Source organism: Streptomyces sp. NPDC002845 (assembly GCF_053591955.1).
In genome coordinates, this window is sequence record NZ_JBSFUU010000049.1 from 31,551 (window position 1) to 53,875 (window position 22,325).

A 22,325-nucleotide genomic window follows, 5' to 3' on the forward strand; every position below is an offset into this window, starting at 1 on the left:
CGTGCTGCCCACCGAGAACCGGCTGAGGCGGCGCGAGGACTTCGCGACCGCGGTACGACGAGGGCGCCGGGCCGGACGCCCACTCCTTGTCGTTCACCTACGTAGCGGTGCCACGGACCCGCACGCGCCTGGGGAGAGCGCTCCCCCGACGCGTGCGGGTTTCGTCGTGAGCAAGGCCGTGGGGGGAGCGGTCGTACGCAACAAGGTGAAGCGCAGGCTTCGCCATCTGATGCGTGAGCGAGTGGCCCTGCTGCCCCCCGGTAGCCTGGTAGTCGTACGAGCGCTGCCCGGTGCGGGTGACGTCGACCACGTACAACTGGCCCGAGACCTGGATGCCGCCCTTCAGCGGCTGCTGGGAGGGGGCGTGCGATGAAGTACCCGTTGCTGGCGCTGATCAAGCTGTATCAGTGGACCATCAGCCCGCTGCTCGGGCCGGTGTGCAAGTACTACCCGTCGTGTTCCCACTACGGCTACCAGGCCATCGACCGGCATGGTGCGATCAAGGGAACGGCACTCACCGCCTGGCGCATCCTGCGGTGCAATCCGTGGTCGCTCGGCGGTGTGGACCATGTCCCGCCGCGCAAGCGACCGCGGTGGCACGAAGCGCTGCGCAACGCCTGGCACGCACGCAAGGGCGGGCCCTCCGCCGCCGAACCGGCCACCGGGGACACCACTGCCCCGGGCCCGGCCGCCGAGACCCCGTCCCATGCTCAAGGAGCCTGATTAGTGGACACGATTGCCAGTATTTTCAGCTTCATCACGACACCCGTCTCCTGGGTCATCGTCCAGTTCCACTCGGTGTACGGCGCCATCTTCGGCCCGGACACGGGCTGGGCCTGGGGCCTGTCCATCGTGTCCCTGGTGATCCTGATCCGCATCTGCCTGATCCCGCTCTTCGTGAAGCAGATCAAGGCGACCCGGGCCATGCAGACGCTCCAGCCCGAGATGAAGAAGATCCAGGAGCGCTACAAGAACGACAAGCAGCGTCAGTCCGAAGAGATGATGAAGCTGTACAAGGAGACGGGTACCAACCCGCTGTCCTCGTGCCTTCCCATCCTGGCGCAGTCCCCGTTCTTCTTCGCCCTGTACCACGTGCTCAACAGCATCGCGCAGAACGACACCATCGGCGTGATCAACACCCGGCTGTTGGAGAGTGCGCAGAAGGCGCACATCTTCGGCGCTCCGCTCGCGGCGAAGTTCACGGACAGCTCGTCGAAGGTGGAGGCGCTCGGCTCCTCCATCACCGACGTCCGCGTCATCACCGCGATCATGATCGTCCTGATGTCGGCGTCGCAGTTCTACACGCAGCGCCAGCTGATGACGAAGAACGTCGACACCACGGTGAAGACGCCGTTCATGCAGCAGCAGAAGATGCTGATGTACGTCTTCCCCGTCATGTTCGCCGTCTTCGGCATCAACTTCCCGGTCGGTGTCCTCGTCTACTGGCTGACCACCAACGTGTGGACCATGGGTCAGCAGATGTACGTGATCCACAACAACCCGACCCCGGGCTCCAAGGCCCAGGCCGCGTACCTGGACCGTCTGTACAAGCACGTCACGCACCACGGCAAGACCCGCAGCCGCAGCGAGCGCGCCATCGTCAAGGCCATCGTCGCCAAGGGCCGCGACCGCAACGAGTACGAGCGCAAGTTCGTCAACGGCCTGAACAAGGCGGGCCTCGCGGCCCAGTCCGACGGCAGCGTGGTCAAGAGCGAGGCCTCGGCCGTCGCCACGGTCGAGGACGGTACGCCGACGACCGCCGCTCCCAGGCGCCAGCAGCCCAAGCGGCAGAGCAAGGCGCAGCGCCAGTCGGGTGCTCAGAAGCAGGGCGGTGACTCCGAGCCGAAGACCACCACCTCGCTGAGCAAGTCCGACGAGCCGGAGGACGCCAAGCCCGCCGCCGCCAAGAAAGCGACGCCCAAGCCGGGCTCGGGTTCCGGCGGCCGGAGCAAGGCCCAGTCCGGTCAGCGCAAGGGCCAGCAGCGCCCCAAGTCCCCGTCCAAGAAGTAAGCAAGAAGGAGTCCATCCCGTGACGGAAGGCACCACCTCCGCCGCCTCCGAGGGTGGCGACACCCTGACCCGCCTGGAGCAGGAGGGCGAGATCGCGGCGGACTACCTCGAGGGTCTGCTGGACATCGCCGACCTCGACGGCGACATCGACATGGACGTCGAGGCCGACCGCGCCGCCGTGTCGATCATCAGCGACGCCGGCAGCCGCGATCTGCAGAAGCTCGTCGGCCGGGACGGCGAGGTGCTGGAAGCGCTCCAGGAGCTCACGCGCCTGGCCGTGCACCGGGAGACCGGCGACCGCAGCCGTCTGATGCTGGACATCGCGGGCTACCGGGCCAAGAAGCGTGCGGAACTCTCGGAGCTGGGCGCCAAGGCCGCTGCCGAGGCGAAGAGTTCCGGCGAGCCGGTGAAGCTGAAGCCGATGACGCCCTTCGAGCGCAAGGTGGTGCACGACGCGGTCAAGGCCGCGGGCCTGCGCAGCGAGTCCGAGGGCGAGGAGCCGGAGCGCTTCGTCGTCGTGCTTCCCGCCTGATCCAGTACGTAGTTCCCCCGGCCCCGTCTGTTGCGCAGGCGGGGCCGAACTTTGTCAGCCTGGTAGCCAGCGCGAGTGCGCTTGTGCGGTACGGAAGGACGGTTCCCGTGACAGAGGCAGCGGAGCTCCCCCCCGCTCCCGAGCAGGCCCGGGCGGTTTTCGGCGATCGCTTCGTAGACGTGGTGCGGTACGCGGAACTGCTGGCCGAGGCGGGCGTGCAGCGCGGCCTGATCGGTCCCCGTGAAGTGCCCCGGCTGTGGGAGCGGCACCTGCTGAACTGCGCGGTGCTCTCGGAGGTCGTGCCCGAGGGTGTCACCGTGTGCGATGTGGGTTCCGGCGCCGGGCTCCCGGGCATCCCGCTGGCCCTCGTCCGGGAGGATCTGAAGATCACGCTGCTGGAGCCTCTGTTGCGTCGCACGAACTTCCTCACCGAGGTCGTCGAGCTCTTGGGCCTCGACCATGTGACGGTCGTCCGTGGCCGCGCCGAGGAGGTCATGGGCAAGCTGCCCCCGGTCCACGTCGTGACGGCACGGGCCGTGGCTCCGCTGGACCGGCTGGCCGCCTGGGGCATTCCGCTGCTGCGTCCGTACGGGGAGATGCTCGCGCTGAAGGGCGACACCGCCGAGGAGGAGCTCAAGAGCGCGGCCACCGCTCTGAGCAAGCTCGGTGCCGTGGAGACATCCATCCTGCACGTCGGCGAGGGCGTCGTGGATCCGCTGTCCACCGTGGTGCGGGTCGAGGTCGGGGAGAGCCCCGGCGGCGTCCGTTTCGCGGCCAAGCGCGCCAAGGCGGCACGGACGGGGCGGACGCGTCGCCGTCGCTGAGCTTGCGGGACGGAACAGGGCGGCCTGCCGGGTTGGCAGGGGCTGAGAAGGGGACAGGGGCTCCCGGCTTCGTGGACGGAGTCGGGAGTTTTTCGTCACGTTCGTTGATCCGTCCTGACGACCAGCCGTACTCCACACAAGCTGCCAAACCTACGCATCTCGGAGTGTCGCGCCGGTATGGCCGGGACCGCTAGGCATCGTGTTTCACGTGAAACGTCGCTCACTGCTGCACGGCATCATCAGTCGCGGCCGCGCTGCGGCCAGCCCCCGGGACCGTAAGCCTCCCGCATCACCCGCAGAGGTAACGGAGTTGTCCACAGAGGTGGATTTCTCCACAGAAGACCAGGCCTCACTGGTTCACGACCCCGAAGACATGGGAGGCTCTGTTCATTGCGAGCCTGAAGTCGAGGAGAGTGAATCCTTGCGGTCCGACGCCAACATCGCGGGACCGATGACCGATCCGGTCCCCGGTCCCCGTACCGAGTCGATGGGGGAGGATGTTTCACGTGAAACACCGCCCCCGATGGACGACACTCCCATCGGTCGTGCTGCCCAACTGGCGGTGGAGGCTCTGGGCCGCGCCGGCGAGGGTCTGCCGCGGCCCGAGCAGACCCGTGTCATGGTGGTCGCCAACCAGAAGGGCGGGGTGGGCAAGACCACGACCACGGTCAACCTTGCCGCGTCGCTGGCCCTGCACGGTGGCCGTGTCCTGGTGGTCGACCTCGACCCTCAGGGCAATGCGTCCACCGCGCTGGGCATCGACCACCACGCCGAGGTTCCTTCCATCTACGACGTGTTGATCGACAGCAAGCCGCTCTCCGAGGTCGTCCAGCCCGTTCCCGATGTCGAGGGTCTCTTCTGCGCCCCCGCCACGATCGATCTCGCCGGTGCGGAGATCGAGCTGGTGTCCCTGGTGGCGAGGGAGAGCCGATTGCAGCGAGCGATTCAGGCATATGAGCAGCCGCTGGACTACATCCTCATCGACTGCCCACCCTCGCTCGGTCTGCTGACGGTCAACGCGTTGGTCGCCGGTGCGGAGGTCCTCATCCCGATCCAGTGTGAGTACTACGCGCTGGAGGGACTGGGGCAACTGCTGCGCAATGTCGACCTGGTGCGGGGGCACCTCAACCCCGCCCTGCATGTGTCGACCATCCTGCTCACCATGTACGACGGCCGGACGCGTCTTGCGTCCCAGGTCGCGGACGAGGTGCGCAACCACTTCGGTGACGAGGTGCTGCGGACGAGCATTCCCCGCTCGGTCCGCATTTCCGAGGCACCGAGCTACGGCCAGACGGTGCTGACCTACGATCCAGGATCGAGCGGTGCCCTGTCCTATCTTGAGGCGGCCCGAGAAATCGCGCTGAAGGGTATCGACGTCGGATACGACCCGACGCACGCCCACATCGGCGCCCAGAGCGACCAGAGCATGGTGGAGGGGATCCAGTGAGCGAGCGACGGAGGGGGCTGGGACGCGGTCTCGGCGCACTGATCCCCGCAGCCCCGACAGGGGAGAAGACGGCACCGGCAGCGGCGGGGAGTGCGGCGTCGACCTCACCGGCGGCGGTACCTGTCCTCACCCCCGAACGCGGAGTGGCGGCCGCGAAGGTGACGACGCTGCCGCCTGTTTCACGTGAAACAGAGGAGCCGTCGTCGAACGGTGCCGTGGCAATGCCCGCAGCGCCCATCGGTGCTCACTTCGCCGAGCTGCCCCTCGACTCCATCACGCCGAACCCGCGCCAGCCTCGTGAGGTGTTCGACGAGGACCTGCTCCACGAACTCGTCACCTCCATCAAGGAAGTCGGTCTCCTCCAGCCCGTCGTCGTACGGCAGTTGGGTCCCACGCGCTACGAGCTCATCATGGGCGAGCGGCGCTGGCGGGCCTGCCGTGAGGCCGGCCTGGAGGCGATCCCGGCGATCGTGCGGGCCACGGACGACGAGAAGCTCCTCCTGGACGCCCTCCTGGAGAACCTGCACCGTGCCCAGCTGAACCCGCTGGAAGAGGCGGCCGCCTACGACCAGTTGCTCAAGGACTTCAACTGCACGCACGATCAGCTGGCGGACCGCATCGGCCGTTCTCGCCCTCAAGTCTCCAACACCTTGCGTCTGTTGAAGCTGTCGCCCGCAGTGCAGCGGCGGGTGGCGGCAGGGGTACTCTCCGCGGGGCACGCTCGGGCGCTGCTCTCCGTGGAGGACTCGGAGGAGCAGGACAAGCTGGCTCACCGGATCGTCGCCGAGGGGCTCTCGGTCCGTGCCGTCGAGGAGATCGTCACCCTGATGGGTTCGAGGCCGAAGACCGCCTCGCGCTCCAAGGGACCGCGGGCCGGCACCCGGCTCTCCCCGGCGCTGAGCGACCTCGCCACGCGGCTCTCGGACCGCTTCGAGACGCGGGTGAAGGTCGACCTGGGCCAGAAGAAGGGCAAGATCACCGTCGAGTTCGCCTCGATGGAGGATCTGGAGCGGATCCTCGGCAGCCTCGCTCCGGGCGAGGGCCCGGTTCTTCAGAAGAGCCTCCTGGACGACGACTCGGAGGAAGCGGAGGCCTGAGCCTCGGCCGGCCGGACGTTTTCCGACCGGTCGACCGCCAGGGCGGGCCGTGTCCGGTGTGTACCGGAAAACGGCCCGCTCTTTGCTTTCAGACGGTATCGAGGGAATCGCTTCGTGGATACGATGCGATCGGGTATGGCGCATCCACCTGGCGGCACCTTCATTGGGGAGGCGGGGGCCATGCGAGCCGTGAGCCGTTCCGGACTGGTGGCCGCGGGCCTTGGGCTGGGGGCGGTCGGCGGGTTCGTCGGCAGCCTGCTCAGGGAGCGGAGCGCTCTGACAGCTGCCCGCGACGCTGCGGGCGAAGGAAGCGAGGAACAGCCTTCATGGGGCGTCGACTCGTACCGCTCACGCTGGACAACCTTCAGGACCTTCCCAAGCGCTGTCGCTCGTGTGTCTTCTGGGAGTTGGACCCAGTCAGCAGTGAGGCCGCGGTAAAGGCGGGAACGCCCGCGCTGGAGAAGGAGGCGTGGATCTCCGCGGTTCTGCTGGACTGGGGATCCTGCGGCAGGGTCGTCTATGTGGACGAGATCCCGGCGGGCTTTGTGCTGTACGCGCCGCCCGCCTATGTGCCGCGCGCGACCGCGTTCCCCACGAGCCCGGTCTCCCCCGACGCGGTCCAGCTGATGACCTCCTTCATCATGCCGGGCTATCAGGGACAAGGGCTCGGCAGAGTGATGGTCCAGACGGTCGCCAAGGATCTGCTGCGCCGGGGCTTCAAGGCGATCGAGGCCTTCGGGGACGCCCGGTGGAAGGAACCGGCGTGTGTCCTGCCCGCCAACCATCTGACAGCGGTGGGCTTCAAGACAGTCCGCCCTCACCCCAGGTATCCCCGACTGCGGTTGGAGCTGCGAACCACGCTCTCCTGGAAGGAGGACGTCGAGTTGGCGCTCGACCGCTTGCTGGGAGCCGTGCAGAAGGAGCCCGTACTGCGGCCGCTGTAGAGCACCGGGACAAAGCGAGTGGGCCGGCCCTTTCGGGCCGGCCCACTCGTGTTTCACGTGAAACAACACTGCCGACTAGTCGGCGATGAAGTCCTCCAGGTCGCGCACGATCGCCGCCTTCGGCTTGGCGCCCACGATGGTCTTGGCGACCTCGCCACCCTGGTAGACGTTCAGAGTCGGGATGGACATGACGCCGTACTTGGCGGCCGTACCCGGGTTCTCGTCGATGTTGAGCTTGACGATCTCGATCTTGTCGCCGTACTCAGCGGCGATCGCTTCGAGGGACGGCGCGATCTGGCGGCACGGACCGCACCAGGCGGCCCAGAAGTCCACCAGGACGGGCTTGTCGCTCTTCAGGACGTCCTGCTCGAAGGAATCGTCGGTCACATGCTTCAGGGTGCCGGCCACGGCGGGGCTCCTTAACTGGTTGGTGCGGTGGGGCGGATGAGGGTCAGACGGTGGTCTTCTCGGGCTCGGCGGTCTGCTCGCTGTCCGCGAGGGAGGCGAGGAAACGCTCGGCGTCGAGTGCAGCGGAGCAGCCGGTGCCGGCCGCGGTGATCGCCTGACGGTAGGTGTGGTCGACCACGTCACCGGAGCCGAAGACACCGGTCAGGTTGGTCCGGGTCGAGGGGGCGTCGACCTTCAGGTAGCCCTCCTCGTCCAGGTCGAGCTGACCCTTGAAGAGTTCGGTACGCGGGTCGTGACCGATCGCGATGAACAGACCCGTCACCGGCAGCTCGGACGTCTCGCCCGTCTTGACATTGCGCAGCGTCAGCCCGGCCAGCTTCTGGTCGCCCTTGATCTCGGCGACCTCGCTGTCCCAGATGAACTTGATCTTCGGGTCGGCGAAGGCCCGCTCCTGCATCGCCTTGGAGGCGCGCAGGGTGTCCCGGCGGTGCACGACGGTCACGGACCTGGCGAACCGGGAGAGGAAGGTGGCCTCCTCCATCGCGGTGTCGCCGCCACCGATCACGGCGATGTCCTGGTCCTTGAAGAAGAACCCGTCACAGGTGGCGCACCAGGAGACACCGCGACCGGACAGAGCGTCCTCGTTGGGCAGGCCGAGCTTGCGGTGCTGCGAGCCGGTGGCGATGATGACGGCCTCGGCATGGTGCACGGTACCGGCGGTGTCCGTGACGGTCTTGATCTCACCGGCGAGGTCCACGGCGACGATGTCGTCCGGAACGAGTTCGGCGCCGAACCGCTCGGCCTGGGCGCGCATGTTGTCCATGAGCTCGGGGCCCATGATGCCGTCCTGGAAGCCGGGGAAGTTCTCCACCTCGGTGGTGGTCATCAGTGCGCCACCTGCGGTGACGGCACCTTCGAACACCAGCGGCTTCAGCGACGCGCGCGCGGTGTAGAGCGCCGCCGTGTAGCCGGCGGGCCCGGAGCCGATGATGATCACGTTACGGACGTCGCTCACGGCTTGATTCCTCGTCTCTGGAGACTGCTGCGTACTGCTACCGGTGGGAGCCTCTCTCAGAACTCTCACCCCACCCAACGGATCCTAAGGGGCGCGCATTCCCGGTGTGTCCGGGCACACGGCAACCCACCACCACGCGGGGATGCCGGAGGTGGTGGATCGGCCGGGGCCCGTGCTCAGGACTTCGGGTAGGACTGCTCCAAGAGGACTTCGCCTGCGGGTGCTGAGGTCTCGCTCACACAGGCCGCGTCGACGACGTACGCCATGACACGAGTGCTGTCGGACTCGTCGGGCAGCACGACGAGATAGGCGTTCTTGCCCTCGTAGGTTCCCTGTTCGACGGCGAGAGCGGTTTCCGTGCGGCCGATGCCGTCCTGGACGCATGGGGGTACGTCGGACTTCACGAAGGTGCCTTGCGGCTCGATGGTGGACCCGGTTGCGCCGACGTCAGTCTCAGAGCCGTAGGGACTCCTGGCGACGGATTCCTTGCCACCGGCGAGTAGCTCCGTTACTTGGTCCTCCAGCTTCGTGCCGGAGAACAGGGCCGCTGGGGGGGTGCCATCACCGGAGTTGTCGTTCATCGACTGGACGAGCAGCGTGCCGAGACCCAGAGCGGCAGCCGTGAAGACCGTCCCAAGGAACACCGTCCTACGGCGGGCGTAGCGCTTGCGGTTTGTTCGGCCCGGGCCGGTGGAGGCGCGGGAGTGGCCGGCGGGGCGGTCCACGGCGGACGATGTTTCACGTGAAACATGGGTGTCGTCGTCCTCGTCGGACACGGCACGGGCCGCGCCGACCGCTGCGGGAGTCCCCTTGTCATGGGGGTCCGGCGCTGTGGCGTTCAGCAGAGCTTCGGCAGCCAGGGCGGCATCGATGCGGCCCGCGACATCGGCGGGCATAGGCAGCGGGCCCGGAAGAGTGCCGAGCATGCCACGGATCTCCTCCAGGGAGTCGTAGACGTCGGCACAGAGTGGGCAGGCGTTTAGATGCCGCCGTACGTCCGAGCTACGGGACGGCGAGAGCAGACCTTCGGTGAGGTCGGAGAGTTCCGTGACCTCCGGGTGTCCGGCCGTGTCGGTCGTGGATGTCACGCTCGCCCACCTCCGCCCTTCACAGCAGCTGAATCGCTTGGCCCTGCATCCTGTGGTCCTGCTGCGGGTGGGACGGATGTCCCCTGCGTCCGGTTCCTTCCTCCCCCCGACTTCTTTCCGCCCTCGCCACCGTTTCCTGCACGGAGATGGACGAGGAGCGGCAGAAGTCTGGCTCTGCCACGGGCACAGCGGCTCTTCACGGTGCCGGTGGGCACGTCGAGGATCCGGGCCGCCTCCGCCACCGGGTAACCCTGCATGTCCACCAGAACGAGAGCGGCCCGCTGGTCGGCGGGCAAGGTGCCCAGCGCTTCCAGGAGCTCGCGGTGCAAGTCGTTCCTCTCGGCCGGAGCGGATGCCGACTCGTGCGGCTCCAGGAGCTGCTCCAGGCGCTCGGTGTCGTCCACCGGTGACGTCCTTCGGGAGGCCGCCTTGCGGGCGCGGTCCAGGCAGGCGTTCACGGTGATCCGGTGCAGCCACGTCGTGACGGCCGACTGGCCACGGAAGGTGTGGGCGGCCCGGTAGGCGGAGACAAGCGCGTCCTGAACCGCGTCCGCGGCCTCCTCACGGTCCCCCAGCGTCCGCAGCGCCACTGCCCACAGTCGATCGCGGTGCCGCCGCACGAGCTCACCGAAGGCGTCGGGATCACCCTCGACATGACGGGCGAGGAGGTCCTGATCACTCACTCCGCTGTGATCGGCGCCGTCTGCCATCGAACCCCTCCCCTCGGCGAGCCCCTCAGCCCGTGAACGTCACGTCGGTGATGGCCTGCTTGTAGCCGGCGCTGCTGAAGCCGTCGCTGGGTGCGTTCGGCACATCGGTGATCCACAACAGTACGTACTGGCTCTTCACGGGCTTCGAGGCCTTCACTGTCAGCGAGGTACCAGTCGAGGTGGCCGAGCCGATTTCCGTCATCCCGTCGACTGAGGTGGACGGGGACAGCGAGTCCGTCGCGTAGAGGTGGATCGTCGTGTGATCCCCGCTGTACCGGAGCCCTATTGACGCGGACGAGATCTCCTTGGCGGAGCCGAGGTCGTAGACGATGCCGACGCCGGGCTTGTAGGGCGCCAGCTTCGGACCGTCGTCGTAGCGCTTGGTGCGCCAGTACGTGCTGCTGTCGCCGTCGTACGTGTAGCCGACGTCCTCCGCGGCCTGGGCGCTGCCGCTCGCGACATACTCCTCGGCACCTTCGACGGCGATCGGCTTCGCCGGGTCCTTGCTGTCGTCGCCGCTCTTGTCGTTCCCGTCCGTCGGCTGGCTCGTCCCCGGCTCGTCGGACGACGTGCCACCGCGCTCCATGAGCGCGTCCGCGAGCTGCCAGCTGCCGAGCCCCAGCGCGGCGATCAGCAGTGCGGACACAGCCCACTTGAGAGCCTTGCCGGTGCGGCTCTGCAGCGGGGGCGGCGGTGTCGGCAGGGGCTGGGTGGCGCCGGGGTGCGGGGCCTGGCGGCCGTACGTGCCCTGCTGATAGGTCGTGCGCTGGTACTCGGGCGGGGCGGTGAACGCCGGCTCCGGCGGGCGGATGCGCGGCATCTCGGCGATCGCCTTCACGAGTTCCTCGGGCGTGGTGCACGGGGACTCATGGCGGGAGGCGGTCGCGCCGTCGTTGGCGAGCGCGCGCATGGAGAGCTCGGACAGGCCACGGTGGACGCCCGCGCGCACCTGGTCGGGCGCGATGAGCCCGACGTCCTTGGGCAGCCCCGACAGGCCGTATGCGTCGGTGTCGTACGGCCAGCGCTGGGTGAGCGCGGCGTACAGCAGGGCGCCGATGGCCTCGGTGTCGGTGCGCTGCGGGGTCTCGGAGCTGATCCCGCGCAGTGCGGCGTTCACGGCGAGCCCGCGGATGCGCCACTGACCGGACGTCGAGCGCAGTACCGCGCTGGGGTTGAGCCGGAGATGGGAGAGGCCCTCACGGTGGGCGGCGGCCATGGCGTGCGAGATCTGACTGACCATCTGGTAGGCGTCATGCGGCTCCAGCGGGCCGGACGCCAGCAGCGCCGTCAGCTCCGTGGCGTCGGGGAGCCACTCGTGCACCACATAGACGAGGTCGTTCTCCTCGACCGCGTCCAGGACTTGGACGAAGCGGGGATCACCCAGCAGCGCGGACGAGCGGGCCGCGGCCAGCACGGAGCGCGCCCGGGAATGGTCGGCGGGCAGCACGTGCACGCCGACGGCGCGCCGGAGCTTCTCATCCACCGCGCGCCAACTGCTGAATCCGTCCAGACGGGTGACGCACTCCTCAAGGCGGTAGCGTCTGGCGAGCTTGTGCCCACTGTGCAGTTCGGGCGGAGTGGTCTTCCCGGAACCCTCGGTCCCGCCGCTCCCCTGTGCCTCCTCGCTCGCCGCGCTCTCCGTGTCCCGCTCCCGGTTCTGGGCCACCCCGTCGGCCGTGGACTGGTCCGCCTTGGCGGTCAGCGGCTCGTCACCGCTGTTTCCTGCCACGTCGACGGCAGCCGTGCTCCGTTCCGCCACCGTCGTTCCTGCCTCCCCATCCATTGCGCGCTGTCCGACGCCAAAGCCAATTGTGCCCACAGTCCGCCACTATGAGCGACACACAGCGGCGGACGATGGTTGTGCGCCTACCCTCGCCTCAACGCCCCAGGCGTCCGCGGACCATGCCGACCATCGAGTTGAGTTCCTCGATGCGCATCCGCCGCGCGGCCACGAAGAAGACACCGAGCAGGATGATGCCGCCCCCGGCGAGGGCGAGCATAGAGCCGCCGACGCCCTGCCCCAGGGACCGGCTGATCCCGTAGCAGGCCGCGCCGCTGAGCAGAGCGGCCGGCACCGAGGCGATGCAGAGCCGCGCGTACGTCCGCAGCACCCTGGAACCGTCCAGGTCACCGTCGAGCCGCTTGCGCAGCCGCCGCCAGGCGACGCCGACGCCGATCGCGTACGCGAGACCATACGCGGCCGCCATGCCGACCACGGCCCAGCGGGCCGGGAGCACGATGAAGCAGACCGCGGCGGCCCCGGCGTTGACGGCGGCCACGATGACCGTGTTGTAGAAGGGCGTCCTGGTGTCCTCGTACGCGTAGAAGGCGCGCAGTACGACGTACTGCACGGAGTACGGGATCAGACCGAGGCCGAAGGCCATCAGCATGTAGCCCATGTTCGTGGCCGAGCTCGTGCCGGAGGAGCCGAAGATCAGCGTGCACATCGGGATGCCGAGCGCGAGGAAGCCGAAGGCGATCGGCACGATCGCGACGGCCGTCGTGCGCAGCCCCTGGGAGATGTCGTCGCGTACCGCGCCCGCGTCGTCCTCGGCGGCCGAGCGCGAGATCCGCGGCAGCAGGGCGGCCATCAGGGAGACGGTGATGATGGCCTGCGGCAGGCCCCAGATGAGCTGGGCGTTGGCGTAGGCGCTGAAGCCGGTGCCTGCGATGTTCGTGTCCTTGACGGACGCGGTGGCGAGCTGGGTGACGACGAGGGCACCCGCCTGGTTGGCGAGGACGAACAGGATCGTCCACTTGGCGAGCATCGCGGCCTTGCCGAGGCCGTGGCCCCTCCAGTCGAAGCGCAGCCGCAGCCTGAACCCGGTCTCCCGCAGGTACGGGATCATCGCGAGGGACTGGACGACAAGACCGAGGAGGATGCCGACACCGAGGAGCCGCTCGCCCTCCGGCGGGATGTTGTCGACCCGCATGCCGGAGTCGGCCGCGCTGCCGTACACCCACAGGAACGCGCCGAGCGTCACGATGATGACGATGTTGTTCAGGACCGGGGTCCACATCATCGCCCCGAAGCTGCCGCGGGCGTTGAGGATCTGCCCCATCACCACATGGATGCCCATGAAGAAGATCGTGGGCAGGAAGTAGCGGGTGAAGGTGACGCCGACGTCGTTGGCCGCGGGGTCGCCGGCGACCGAGCTCGACAGCGCGCGGACCAGGAGCGGCGCGGCGAGCATGGCGACCAGGGTGAGAGCACCGAGGATCACCATGACCAGGGTCAGCAGACGGTTGGCGTATGCCTCGCCGCCGTCCGCATCCTCCTTCATGGAGCGCACGAGCTGCGGCACGAAGACGGAGTTGAGACCACCGCCGACGGTCAGGATGTAGATCATCGTCGGCAGCTGGTACGCCACCTGGAACGTGTCGCCCAGCAGGGCGGTACCCAGCGCCGCGACGATCATCGCGGAGCGGATGAAGCCGGTGAGGCGGGAGACCATGGTGCCCGCCGCCATCACGGCGCTCGACTTCAGCAGCCCCGACGCACGGCCGCCCTTCTTCGCGGCGGGAGCCGGTGCGGGGGCGGCCGGAGCCGGAGGGGCAGTCGGCGGAGGCGGGCCGGCGGGGCCCTGCGCGGTCGGCGCGTGGGCGGGGCCGGGCACCGACGGCCGGCCCGCCGGCGGGTATGTGCCGCCCTGCTGCTGGTCCCGGAAGAGGTGCGCGAACGCGTCCGGCTCGTGCCGCTCCTCCCCGGCCTGGGTGACCAGATCGTCCACGCCCACGTACTGGGTTGTGCGCGGGTCGTCGCCGTAGGGCAGGTACTGGGTCGGTCCGTCCGGCTCGGGTGCCGGGGTCTGGGCCCATACGCGCGGGTCGGGGGCGTGCTGCGGGGTGGGCGGCTGGGCGTAGAGCGGCTGCTGCGGCTGGTACGTGCCCGGGGGCGGCGGGGGATGCGCGGCACGGTCGTAGAGCGCCTCGGCGACCGGGTCCTGGGCGGAGAGGTCCTGTGCCCGGTAGGGGTCCTGGGCGTAGGCGTCCTGGAGGTACACGTCCGCCGGAGACTGCGGCGGCACCTGGCCCGGCTCGGGCGGCGGGCCCTCGGGGGAACCCGACCCGGCCGCGCCCTGGCCGCGGTCACCGTCGTACGGCGCGTTCATGGTTACCCCACCTCATCGTCCCCGGGCCGACCGGCCACGACAGTCGCTCAACGGTCCACTCTCTCACCCGTGTCGGACGGGTCGGCGCTTTCCGGTGCGGTGTCCGGTGTCGGGTCACTCGGGTGCTCCGGCTCCTCTGCCCCGGACTCCGCGCGGGACACCCTTTCAGAAGCGTGTGCGGCTTCAGAAGGGTGTACGGCGGGAACGTCCGCGGCGTTCGCCGCCTGGCCCTGCTCTTCTTCCTCGGCCCGGTCCTGGTCCGGTGAGACGTCCTCCTCCGCCCGCCGGGCGGCGGCGCGCTTGCGCTGCGTGTACATCCGGAACCCGGCGAGCACGAGCAGCAGGACGCCGCCGGCGATGACCAGCATCACCGTGGCTGTGATCTCGGTGACGTTCACTTCGAACGTCATGGCGTCACCGTAGGTCTGCCCGTCCAGCGTGTAGAGCTGGGCGGTCACCGCGACCTCGCCGTTGGCGTTGGCGTCGGTGGTGAACTTCACCGACTCGCTGTGCCCGCCCGAGACCTGGATGGTCTGCTCCGCGTAGTTCTCGCCGTCGATCTCCAGGCGCGTCGGCTGCTCCGAAGTGAGCCGCAGCACCAAGTGGTCGACGCCCTGTACGAGGTTGTTCTGCACCGTCACGGGGATCGTGGCGCTGCGTCCCGAGAGCTTCATCTCCGACTTCTCGATCAGCCGGACCTGGCTGGTGAGCGTGTCGAGGTACTCCTGCACGCTCGTGCGGTAGGTCTCCGCCTCGATGGCGCGGCCGCGCCAGGAGGTGGACATCTCGCGGTTCATGGCCCGCCCGAAGGGCGTGACCACGCGGGACTGGTTGGTGAGGATCACCCTGAAGCGGTCGAGCCCGGTCCGCGTGTTCTGGATCTCCTTGAAGGCAGACGTCGGCAGCTCCCGCTTGCGCGGCGACGAGGGATACGCCGACGCCGAGGGGATCTTGGTGGTCGCGCCCGGGTCCGGCTTCGCCGCGGCGGCATCGGACAGGTCCTGAGACTGCGACCAGGTCCCGCCCTGGAGAGCCGTCAGTGCCTGTGCCATCGTCTGGGCCTGACTCGTGGACGGCATGCGTTGCGGGGCGATCACGACGGTGCGCTGCTTGTTCACCTGGAGGTCGAGCATCAGGCTCTGGGCGAGGAACCTCTGCACGGCCAGCGTGGAGTTCTCGGCCTTCGTCATGTCGCCCTGAAACGCCGTCGAAAGGCGCGCGTCCGACACGACGGCCGTGATGCCGCCGCCGATGGGGCGGGCCGCGCTCGGCGTGTACGGCAGGCCGCCGGTCTCCTTCAGGCTGTCGTTGCGGGCGATCACCGTGTCGGCGCCCGCGGACGTGGCGACCTTGACGATCGACGGGTCGACGGCACCGTTCACGGGCCAGGCGAAATCCGTGTTCGGTTCCACGTGGAGCACGGTCTCGACGGTGTCGGCGGCCACGTCGGTCGCGTCCTTGAGATGGCTGAGGGAACCGGTGACGTTCCTGCCGTTGTGCGCGAGCGAGGCGAGATCGGGATCGGCGAAGGGGAGGGCGACGACCTCCTTGTCCTCGACGGCCTTCTCCAGTTCGGCGAGCCACTCCTTGGCGACCGTCTGGCCCGTACCGGCCGTGGTGTCGCCGTCGACCTTGACCTCGTAGCTGCGCGTCATCGCGTCGACGGAGGCCAGTAGATCCGGGTCGATCACCCAGGTGACGTCGAGGTTCTTTCCCAGCTTCAGCATGTGGTCCAGCCGGCCGCCCGGGGAGATCTCCTTGGCCAGGTCGTCGTTGTCGAAGACGGGCGGCTGCTGCTCACCCGGGCCCGTCTCCGCCGTCAGGTGGACCGTGGAGATCAGTGGCCAGAGGTAGGTCGTCCTCGTCTTCGTCTCCGCCTCGTCCGGCTGCCAGGGCAGGAACGTCCGCTGAATGCCGAGCACCTGCTCGTACGGCACGGCGGCGGTCTGGCCGGAGAGTGAGACGCCGAGCTGGTAGACGCCGTCGGAGCCGAGGTCCAGTTCATCGACAGGCACCGAGATGCTGAAGTTCTGGGCGACGCCGGGGACGAGCTTGGAGAACTTCTCGACGTACTTTCCGCCGACCTCTGCCCCGTCGGCGTACTCGCTGAAGTCGGTGCGCTTGGCGGCATCGTCGATCGCCGCACGGCCGGTCATGGTGCCACCCACACGCAGTCCCACATGGGCGTCGGTGACCGTCTGCTTGCCGTTGTTCCTGACCGTGCCGGAGACGGTGAGCGTGTCGCCGTCCGCGGGGACGCTGGGCGTAAGCGCGTTCAGGGAGACGCCGACCGTGTTCGACCCGGTGGCCGCGGCCAAGGAAGCCCGACCGGCGGCGGTCGCGTCCGAGGCGGGCAGCTGGAGCAGGCCGGCCAGCAGGGGTGCCCCGGCGAGCAGTGCTCCGGTGCGCCGGAGCCACCGGCGGGCAGGTGAGGGACTCATCCCCTGGTTGTCTGCCGCCTCGGCCACGCGCTCGCCCGTCCCTCGTCGTCGTCAGTGGTCGTCGGAATGTGCGTCCACGCATGGTAACGATGCGCGCCGAGAGGAAGTGCCGCGGTCTGTTCCACAAGATCGAGGGACAGGGCCGAGCTGTCCCATTCGTGCACGTATTAAGGGGACAGCTCCTGGACGGCGTCTGTGCACGTTTAATGGAGGCGCTCGCGGCCGCCCGGGCCACGTACCCTTTTCTGTTGTGCCGAACGCCAACGAAGACAACCTCAGTGCCCTCAGTCAGGTGCAGCACCGCGCGGTGAGTGAACTGCTGCGAGTCTCCCCTGTCGCCGACGACCTCGCCCGCCGCTTCCAGGAGGCCGGGTTCTCGCTCGCCCTGGTCGGCGGCTCGGTCCGGGACGCACTCCTGGGGCGGCTCGGCAACGACCTGGACTTCACCACCGACGCCCGCCCCGAGGACGTAGTGAAGATCGTGCGGCCCTGGGCGGACGCCCTCTGGGAGGTCGGTATCGCCTTCGGGACCGTAGGGGCCCAGAAGGACGGCTACCAGATCGAGGTGACGACGTACCGCTCCGAGGCGTACGACCGGACCTCGCGCAAGCCCGAGGTGTCGTACGGCGACTCCATCGAGGAAGACCTCGTGCGCCGGGACTTCACGGTGAACGCGATGGCCGTGGCGCTCCCGGAGAAGGAGTTCATCGATCCGCATGGAGGTCTGGAGGACCTCGCGGAGCGCGTACTGCGCACGCCCGGTACGCCTGAGGAGTCCTTCTCCGACGACCCGCTGCGGATGATGCGGGCCGCGCGTTTCGCCGCGCAGCTCGACTTCGAGGTGGCCCCGGAGGTCGTGGCGGCGATGACCGGGATGGCCGGGCGCATCGAGATCGTCTCGGCGGAGCGGGTGCGGGACGAGCTGAACAAGCTGATCCTGTCTCCGCAGCCGCGCAAGGGTCTGACGCTCCTGGTCGACACCGGGCTGGCCGACCGGGTGCTGCCCGAGCTGCCGGCGCTCCGTCTGGAGCGGGACGAGCACCACCGGCACAAGGACGTCTACGACCACACGCTGATCGTGCTGGAGCAGGCGATGGCGCTGGAGGACAACCGCCCCGACCTGACCCTGCGGCTGGCCGCGCTGCTGCACGACATCGGCAAGCCGCGCACGCGTCGTTTCGAGAAGGATGGGCGGGTCTCCTTCCACCACCACGAGGTGGTGGGCGCCAAGATGACCAAGAAGCGGATGACGGCGCTCAAGTACTCCAACGAGCTCGTGAAGGACGTCTCGCGGCTGGTCGAACTCCATCTGCGCTTCCACGGGTACGGCACCGGGGAGTGGACGGACTCCGCGGTCCGGCGCTATGTGCGCGACGCGGGCCCGCTCCTCGACCGTCTGCACAAGCTGACCCGCTCCGACAGCACCACGCGGAACAAGCGCAAGGCGGCGGCCCTCTCACGGGCGTACGACGGCCTGGAGGAGCGCATCGCGCAGCTCCAGGAGCAGGAGGAGCTGGACGCCATCCGTCCGGACCTCGACGGCAACCAGATCATGGAGATCCTGGGCGTCGGCCCCGGCCCGGTCATCGGCCAGGCGTACAAGTTCCTGCTGGAGCTACGGCTGGAGAACGGGCCCATGGAGCACGACGCGGCGGTGGCGGCGCTCAAGGAGTGGTGGGCCGAGCAGGACTGAGGTCGCGAAACGGGGTCATGTTTCACGTGAAACATGACCCCGGCGATCTGGTTCCGCATACGCCGAGGGGGCGATGTTTCACGTGAAACATCGCCCCCTCGTGCGGTGGGCGAGACTTGCTCACACTTCCTTGAGGCAGAGCACCACGTCGTGGTTGTCACCGATCTGGTAGTAGGCGATCTCGGCGTCCGCGACGGTTTCGCACTTGCTGCGGTCGCTGGTGTCGTCGAACTTCTCGACGACCTCGTACTCGGAGTCTCCCGAGGAGCAGTCGACCGTCTTCAGGTCAGGCTCGCTCATGGTGCCCTCGTTGTGCATGCAACTGCCCACGGACGCGGTCTCGGCGTCGGTCTGATTCAGATACCACTTGCCCCCGGCGATGGCTATCGCGACGACGATGACGGCTCCGAGGCGCAGCAGCTTCTTGCTGAAGCGCTTCTTCGGTGCGGGTGGCGGGACCGGAGCCCCCTGGAACGTCGTGTCCTGCTGGGGCGGGTACGGCTGCTGCTGGGGCACCCCCGGCTGGGCCGGCTGCGGAGCGAACGGGTTCTGGCCCTGGGGCGGCGGCGTGGTCACTTTGAGGGTCCCCCTTGGAAGGAAGTAGGCGCGCTTGGCGCGAAATAAGACGCCCGTAAGCTATCGGTACTCACAGACAACTCTGAACTTCAGGGGGCTCTGTGGCGTTGATGTGACACTTACTGCCGCTCAAAGCGGGCCATAGCCGCAGCAATCACTCCGTAGATCATGGCCACAGTGACCACCAAATGGACTGAGCGACCGTCAGGAGGCAGCATCAGGGCGGCCACTCCGGCGGCGCCGACGAAGGCGACGTTGAACAGGACGTCGTAAACGGAGAAGATCCGGCCACGGAAGCCGTCGTCGACGGAGGACTGCACGATGGTGTCCGTCGCGATCTTCGCGCCCTGCGTGGTCAGGCCCAGGACGAACGCCGCGACCAGCATGGGGGCGGTGGCGAACGGAAGGCCGAGCGCCGGTTCCAGGACCGCCGCGGCCGCCGCGCACACGACGATCCAGCGGCCGGGGCCGAGCTGTCCCGCCGACCAGGGCGTCACCACGGCCGCCGCGAAGAAGCCGGCGCCGGAGACGCCCAACGCCAGTCCCAGCAGGGCCAGTCCGTCGTTGGCGTTCGAGGAGAAGGCGTACCTGCACAGCATCAGAACCATGACCAGCAGGGCGCCGTAGCAGAAGCGCATCAACGTCATCGCGAAGAGTGCCCAGGCGGCCTCCCGGCGGGGCGGTGCGGCGAGATGCCGTACACCTGCCGCCAGGTCGCGTACGGTGCCGGACAAGGCCTTCCCGAGCCGTGGCTGTACCAACTCACGGGCGGGACCGAGCAGTTCCCGCGTCATGCGCAGCGACGCCAGCCCCGCGCACAGGTACAGGGCGGCACCCAGGAGCACCACGGCGGCGTCGGAGTCCGAGACCACCAGCCGTACGACGAAGGCGAGACCGCCACCCGCGGTCGCGGCGAGCGTTCCGGCGGTGGGGGAAAGAGAGTTGGCCATCACGAGCCGCTCGTCGTCGACCACACGCGGGAGTGCGGCGGACAGGCCGGACAGGACGAAGCGGTTGACGGCGGTGACGCACAGGGCGGAGACGTAGAAGAGCCAGTCCGGGACGTGGCTGACCATCAGCACGGCCGTCGCGGAGGCCAGCACAGCGCGCAGCAGGCTGCCGTACAGGAGAACCTGGCGGCGGCGCCAGCGGTCCAGCAGGACGCCGGAGAAAGGGCCCACGAGGGAGTACGGGAGCAGCAGCACCGCCATCGCAGAGGCGATCGCGGCGGCCGAGGTCTGCTTCTCCGGGGAGAAGACGACGTGAGTGGCGAGCGCGACCTGGTAGACGCCGTCGGCGCCCTGGGAGAGCAGGCGTACGGCGAGCAGGCGTCTGAAGCCCTGGAAGCGCAGGAGGACGCGCAGGTCACGGACGACGGCCATGGGGCACAGCCTCACATACGGGAGGGTCCCCGGGCGTACGCCCGGGGACCCTCAGCAGCCCTGGCAGGAGCGTTTTCAGCGAGCCTCGGCGCGCAGCATGGTGCGCTGCTAGCGCTCGGCCTCTCCCTTGATGAACTTCTCGACGTTCTCGCGGGCCTGGTCGTCGAAGTACTGGACCGGCGGGGACTTCATGAAGTAGCTCGACGCGGAGAGGATCGGGCCGCCGATGCCGCGGTCCTTGGCGATCTTCGCGGCGCGCAGGGCGTCGATGATGACGCCGGCCGAGTTCGGGGAGTCCCAGACCTCGAGCTTGTACTCCAGGTTCAGCGGGACGTCACCGAAGGCGCGGCCCTCGAGGCGGACGTACGCCCACTTGCGGTCGTCGAGCCAGGCGACCCAGTCGGACGGCCCGATGTGCACGTTGCTCTCGCCGAGGTCCCGGTCGGGGATCTGGGAGGTGACGGCCTGCGTCTTGGAGATCTTCTTGGACTCCAGGCGCTCGCGCTCGAGCATGTTCTTGAAGTCCATGTTGCCGCCGACGTTCAGCTGCATCGTGCGGTCCAGGACGACGCCCCGGTCCTCGAACAGCTTCGCCATGACGCGGTGCGTGATGGTGGCGCCGACCTGGGACTTGATGTCGTCGCCGACGATCGGGACGCCCGCCTCGGTGAACTTGTCGGCCCATTCCTTGGTGCCGGCGATGAAGACCGGAAGGGCGTTGACGAAGGCGGCCTTGGCGTCGATGGCGCACTGGGCGTAGAACTTCGCCGCGTCCTCGGAACCCACCGGCAGGTAGCAGACGAGGACGTCGACCTGTTTGTCCTTGAGGACCTGGACGATGTCGACCGGCTCCTCGGTGGACTCCTCGATGGTCTGGCGGTAGTACTTGCCGAGGCCGTCGAGGGTGTGGCCGCGCTGGACGGTCACGCCCGTGGTGGGCACGTCGCAGATCTTGATGGTGTTGTTCTCGCTGGCGCCGATGGCGTCCGCGAGGTCGAGGCCGACCTTCTTCGCGTCGACATCGAAGGCGGCGACGAACTCGACGTCACTGACGTGGTAGTCGCCGAACTTGACGTGCATCAGGCCCGGCACCTTGGACGCCGGGTCGGCGTCCTTGTAGTACTCGACGCCCTGCACCAGCGACGCGGCGCAGTTGCCCACGCCGACGATGGCTACGCGAACCGAACCCATTCCGGTTGCTCCCTGTGTGTACGAGTGAGGCCCTGAGCGGACCTCACGTGGCGGTGTCGTCGGGCGTATCCGGCCGGGGCTCGTCCCCGGACCGGGGCAGGCCGCCCGACGCTCCAGATGTGGTGTCCTGCGAAGCGGACCCCCCGGAGCCGGGACCCTTGAGGTCCCGCCCGGCCCGCTCGCTCTCGATGAGCTCGTTCAGCCAGCGCACTTCGCGCTCCACGGACTCCATCCCGTGGCGCTGGAGCTCAAGGGTGTAGTCGTCGAGGCGCTCCCGGGTGCGGGCCAGAGAAGCGCGCATCTTCTCCAGGCGCTCCTCCAGCCGGCTGCGGCGGCCCTCGAGGACGCGCATGCGCACATCCCGAGAGGTCTGCCCGAAGAAGGCGAAGCGAGCGGCGAAGTGCTCGTCCTCGTACGCGTCGGGCCCGGTCTGCGAGAGCAGGTCCTCGAAGTGCTCCTTACCTTCCGCCGTCAACCGATAGACGATCTTGGCGCGGCGTCCCGTGAGCGGGGCGGCCGGAGCGTCGTCCTGGGTGCCCCCCGACTCCTCGATCAACCAGCCGTTGGCGACCAGCGTCTTGAGGCAGGGGTAGAGCGTCCCGTAGCTGAACGCTCGGAACACACCCAGTGATGTGTTGAGTCGTTTGCGCAGCTCATAGCCGTGCATGGGAGATTCGCGGAGCAGACCGAGTACGGCGAACTCGAGGATCCCGGAACGCCGGCTCATCGTCGCCTCCTCTCTGCCGCAGCCTTGCCGATACGCCCTTATGCCGTGCTGATGTATCGACTCGATACATCAAGACGATAGAACGCCTCTCCCGGCGCGACAAGAGGGGGTGCGGTGAACGGGATCAC

20 protein-coding genes are annotated in these 22,325 nt (G+C 68.4%); 9 read left to right on the top strand and 11 right to left on the bottom strand.

The window, feature by feature from the left end; translation table 11 throughout:
- The first annotated feature begins 1 nt into the window (after window position 1).
- From rnpA to ACWD3C_RS30460, 8 genes are all read left to right on the top strand, one after another.
- The gene (gene rnpA, locus ACWD3C_RS30425; RefSeq protein WP_451149376.1) at window positions 2-373 is read left to right on the top strand and encodes a ribonuclease P protein component; all 372 of its coding nucleotides are present in this window, start codon (window positions 2-4) and stop codon (window positions 371-373) included.
- Window positions 370-723: a membrane protein insertion efficiency factor YidD gene (gene yidD, locus ACWD3C_RS30430; protein ID WP_451149377.1), complete on the top strand. Its 354-nt coding sequence runs from the start codon at window positions 370-372 to the stop codon at window positions 721-723. Before rnpA ends, yidD begins: the two co-directional genes overlap by 4 nt.
- 3 nt (window positions 724-726) lie before the next feature.
- Window positions 727-2,010 (top strand): membrane protein insertase YidC, encoded by a 1,284-nt coding sequence (gene yidC, locus ACWD3C_RS30435; protein WP_451149378.1) that lies wholly within the window; start codon window positions 727-729, stop codon window positions 2,008-2,010.
- A gap of 19 nt (window positions 2,011-2,029) precedes the next feature.
- Complete coding sequence (locus ACWD3C_RS30440; RefSeq protein ID WP_451149379.1) at window positions 2,030-2,542, top strand: Jag family protein; 513 nt, start codon at window positions 2,030-2,032, stop codon at window positions 2,540-2,542.
- 107 nt (window positions 2,543-2,649) lie between these two features.
- Complete coding sequence (gene rsmG, locus ACWD3C_RS30445) at window positions 2,650-3,366, top strand: 16S rRNA (guanine(527)-N(7))-methyltransferase RsmG (RefSeq protein WP_451149380.1); 717 nt, start codon at window positions 2,650-2,652, stop codon at window positions 3,364-3,366.
- 373 nt (window positions 3,367-3,739) lie between these two features.
- Window positions 3,740-4,813, top strand: coding sequence for a ParA family protein (locus ACWD3C_RS30450; protein WP_451149381.1), 1,074 nt, complete (start codon window positions 3,740-3,742; stop codon window positions 4,811-4,813).
- Complete coding sequence (locus ACWD3C_RS30455; protein ID WP_451149382.1) at window positions 4,810-5,910, top strand: ParB/RepB/Spo0J family partition protein; 1,101 nt, start codon at window positions 4,810-4,812, stop codon at window positions 5,908-5,910. Before ACWD3C_RS30450 ends, ACWD3C_RS30455 begins: the two co-directional genes overlap by 4 nt.
- Window positions 5,911-6,236: 326 nt before the next feature.
- The gene (locus ACWD3C_RS30460; RefSeq protein ID WP_451149383.1) at window positions 6,237-6,854 is read left to right on the top strand and encodes a GNAT family N-acetyltransferase; all 618 of its coding nucleotides are present in this window, start codon (window positions 6,237-6,239) and stop codon (window positions 6,852-6,854) included.
- Window positions 6,855-6,929: 75 nt separating this feature from the next.
- Here the strand turns inward: ACWD3C_RS30460 and trxA are convergent, their stop codons facing one another.
- From trxA to ACWD3C_RS30495, 7 genes are all read right to left on the bottom strand, one after another.
- Window positions 6,930-7,262, bottom strand: a complete 333-nt coding sequence (trxA, locus tag ACWD3C_RS30465; protein ID WP_122616554.1) for a thioredoxin — start codon at window positions 7,260-7,262, stop codon at window positions 6,930-6,932.
- A gap of 43 nt (window positions 7,263-7,305) precedes the next feature.
- Entirely contained in the window at window positions 7,306-8,277 is a 972-nt protein-coding gene (gene trxB / locus ACWD3C_RS30470) for a thioredoxin-disulfide reductase (protein ID WP_451149384.1), read from the bottom strand.
- Between the two features lie 176 nt (window positions 8,278-8,453).
- Entirely contained in the window at window positions 8,454-9,365 is a 912-nt protein-coding gene (locus ACWD3C_RS30475) for an anti-sigma factor family protein (protein WP_451149385.1), read from the bottom strand.
- The gene (gene sigM, locus ACWD3C_RS30480; RefSeq protein WP_451149386.1) at window positions 9,362-10,075 is read right to left on the bottom strand and encodes an RNA polymerase sigma factor SigM; all 714 of its coding nucleotides are present in this window, start codon (window positions 10,073-10,075) and stop codon (window positions 9,362-9,364) included. Before sigM ends, ACWD3C_RS30475 begins: the two co-directional genes overlap by 4 nt.
- 25 nt (window positions 10,076-10,100) lie before the next feature.
- Window positions 10,101-11,834: a protein kinase family protein gene (locus ACWD3C_RS30485; protein WP_451149387.1), complete on the bottom strand. Its 1,734-nt coding sequence runs from the start codon at window positions 11,832-11,834 to the stop codon at window positions 10,101-10,103.
- A 118-nt stretch (window positions 11,835-11,952) separates the two neighbouring features.
- Window positions 11,953-14,187: a murein biosynthesis integral membrane protein MurJ gene (gene murJ / locus ACWD3C_RS30490; protein ID WP_451149388.1), complete on the bottom strand. Its 2,235-nt coding sequence runs from the start codon at window positions 14,185-14,187 to the stop codon at window positions 11,953-11,955.
- A gap of 47 nt (window positions 14,188-14,234) precedes the next feature.
- On the bottom strand, window positions 14,235-16,655 hold the full coding sequence (locus ACWD3C_RS30495) for a DUF6049 family protein (protein WP_451149389.1): 2,421 nt from the start codon (window positions 16,653-16,655) through the stop codon (window positions 14,235-14,237).
- A gap of 223 nt (window positions 16,656-16,878) precedes the next feature.
- Here ACWD3C_RS30495 and ACWD3C_RS30500 point away from each other — a divergent pair, with 223 nt between their 5' ends.
- A complete protein-coding gene (locus ACWD3C_RS30500; RefSeq protein WP_451149390.1) occupies window positions 16,879-18,321 on the top strand; it encodes a CCA tRNA nucleotidyltransferase in 1,443 nt (480 codons plus the stop codon).
- A gap of 120 nt (window positions 18,322-18,441) precedes the next feature.
- Here ACWD3C_RS30500 and ACWD3C_RS30505 read toward each other — a convergent pair whose 3' ends face one another.
- From ACWD3C_RS30505 to ACWD3C_RS30520, 4 genes are all read right to left on the bottom strand, one after another.
- Window positions 18,442-18,897 carry an LppU/SCO3897 family protein gene (locus tag ACWD3C_RS30505; protein ID WP_451149391.1) on the bottom strand — a complete coding sequence of 152 codons (456 nt, stop codon included), beginning with the start codon at window positions 18,895-18,897 and terminating at the stop codon, window positions 18,442-18,444.
- A 119-nt stretch (window positions 18,898-19,016) separates the two neighbouring features.
- Complete coding sequence (locus ACWD3C_RS30510; RefSeq protein WP_451149392.1) at window positions 19,017-20,279, bottom strand: MFS transporter; 1,263 nt, start codon at window positions 20,277-20,279, stop codon at window positions 19,017-19,019.
- A 108-nt stretch (window positions 20,280-20,387) separates the two neighbouring features.
- Window positions 20,388-21,470 (bottom strand): inositol-3-phosphate synthase, encoded by a 1,083-nt coding sequence (locus tag ACWD3C_RS30515; protein WP_451149393.1) that lies wholly within the window; start codon window positions 21,468-21,470, stop codon window positions 20,388-20,390.
- A 43-nt stretch (window positions 21,471-21,513) separates the two neighbouring features.
- A complete protein-coding gene (locus ACWD3C_RS30520) occupies window positions 21,514-22,197 on the bottom strand; it encodes a helix-turn-helix transcriptional regulator (protein ID WP_451149394.1) in 684 nt (227 codons plus the stop codon).
- Window positions 22,198-22,325: the final 128 nt, after the last annotated feature.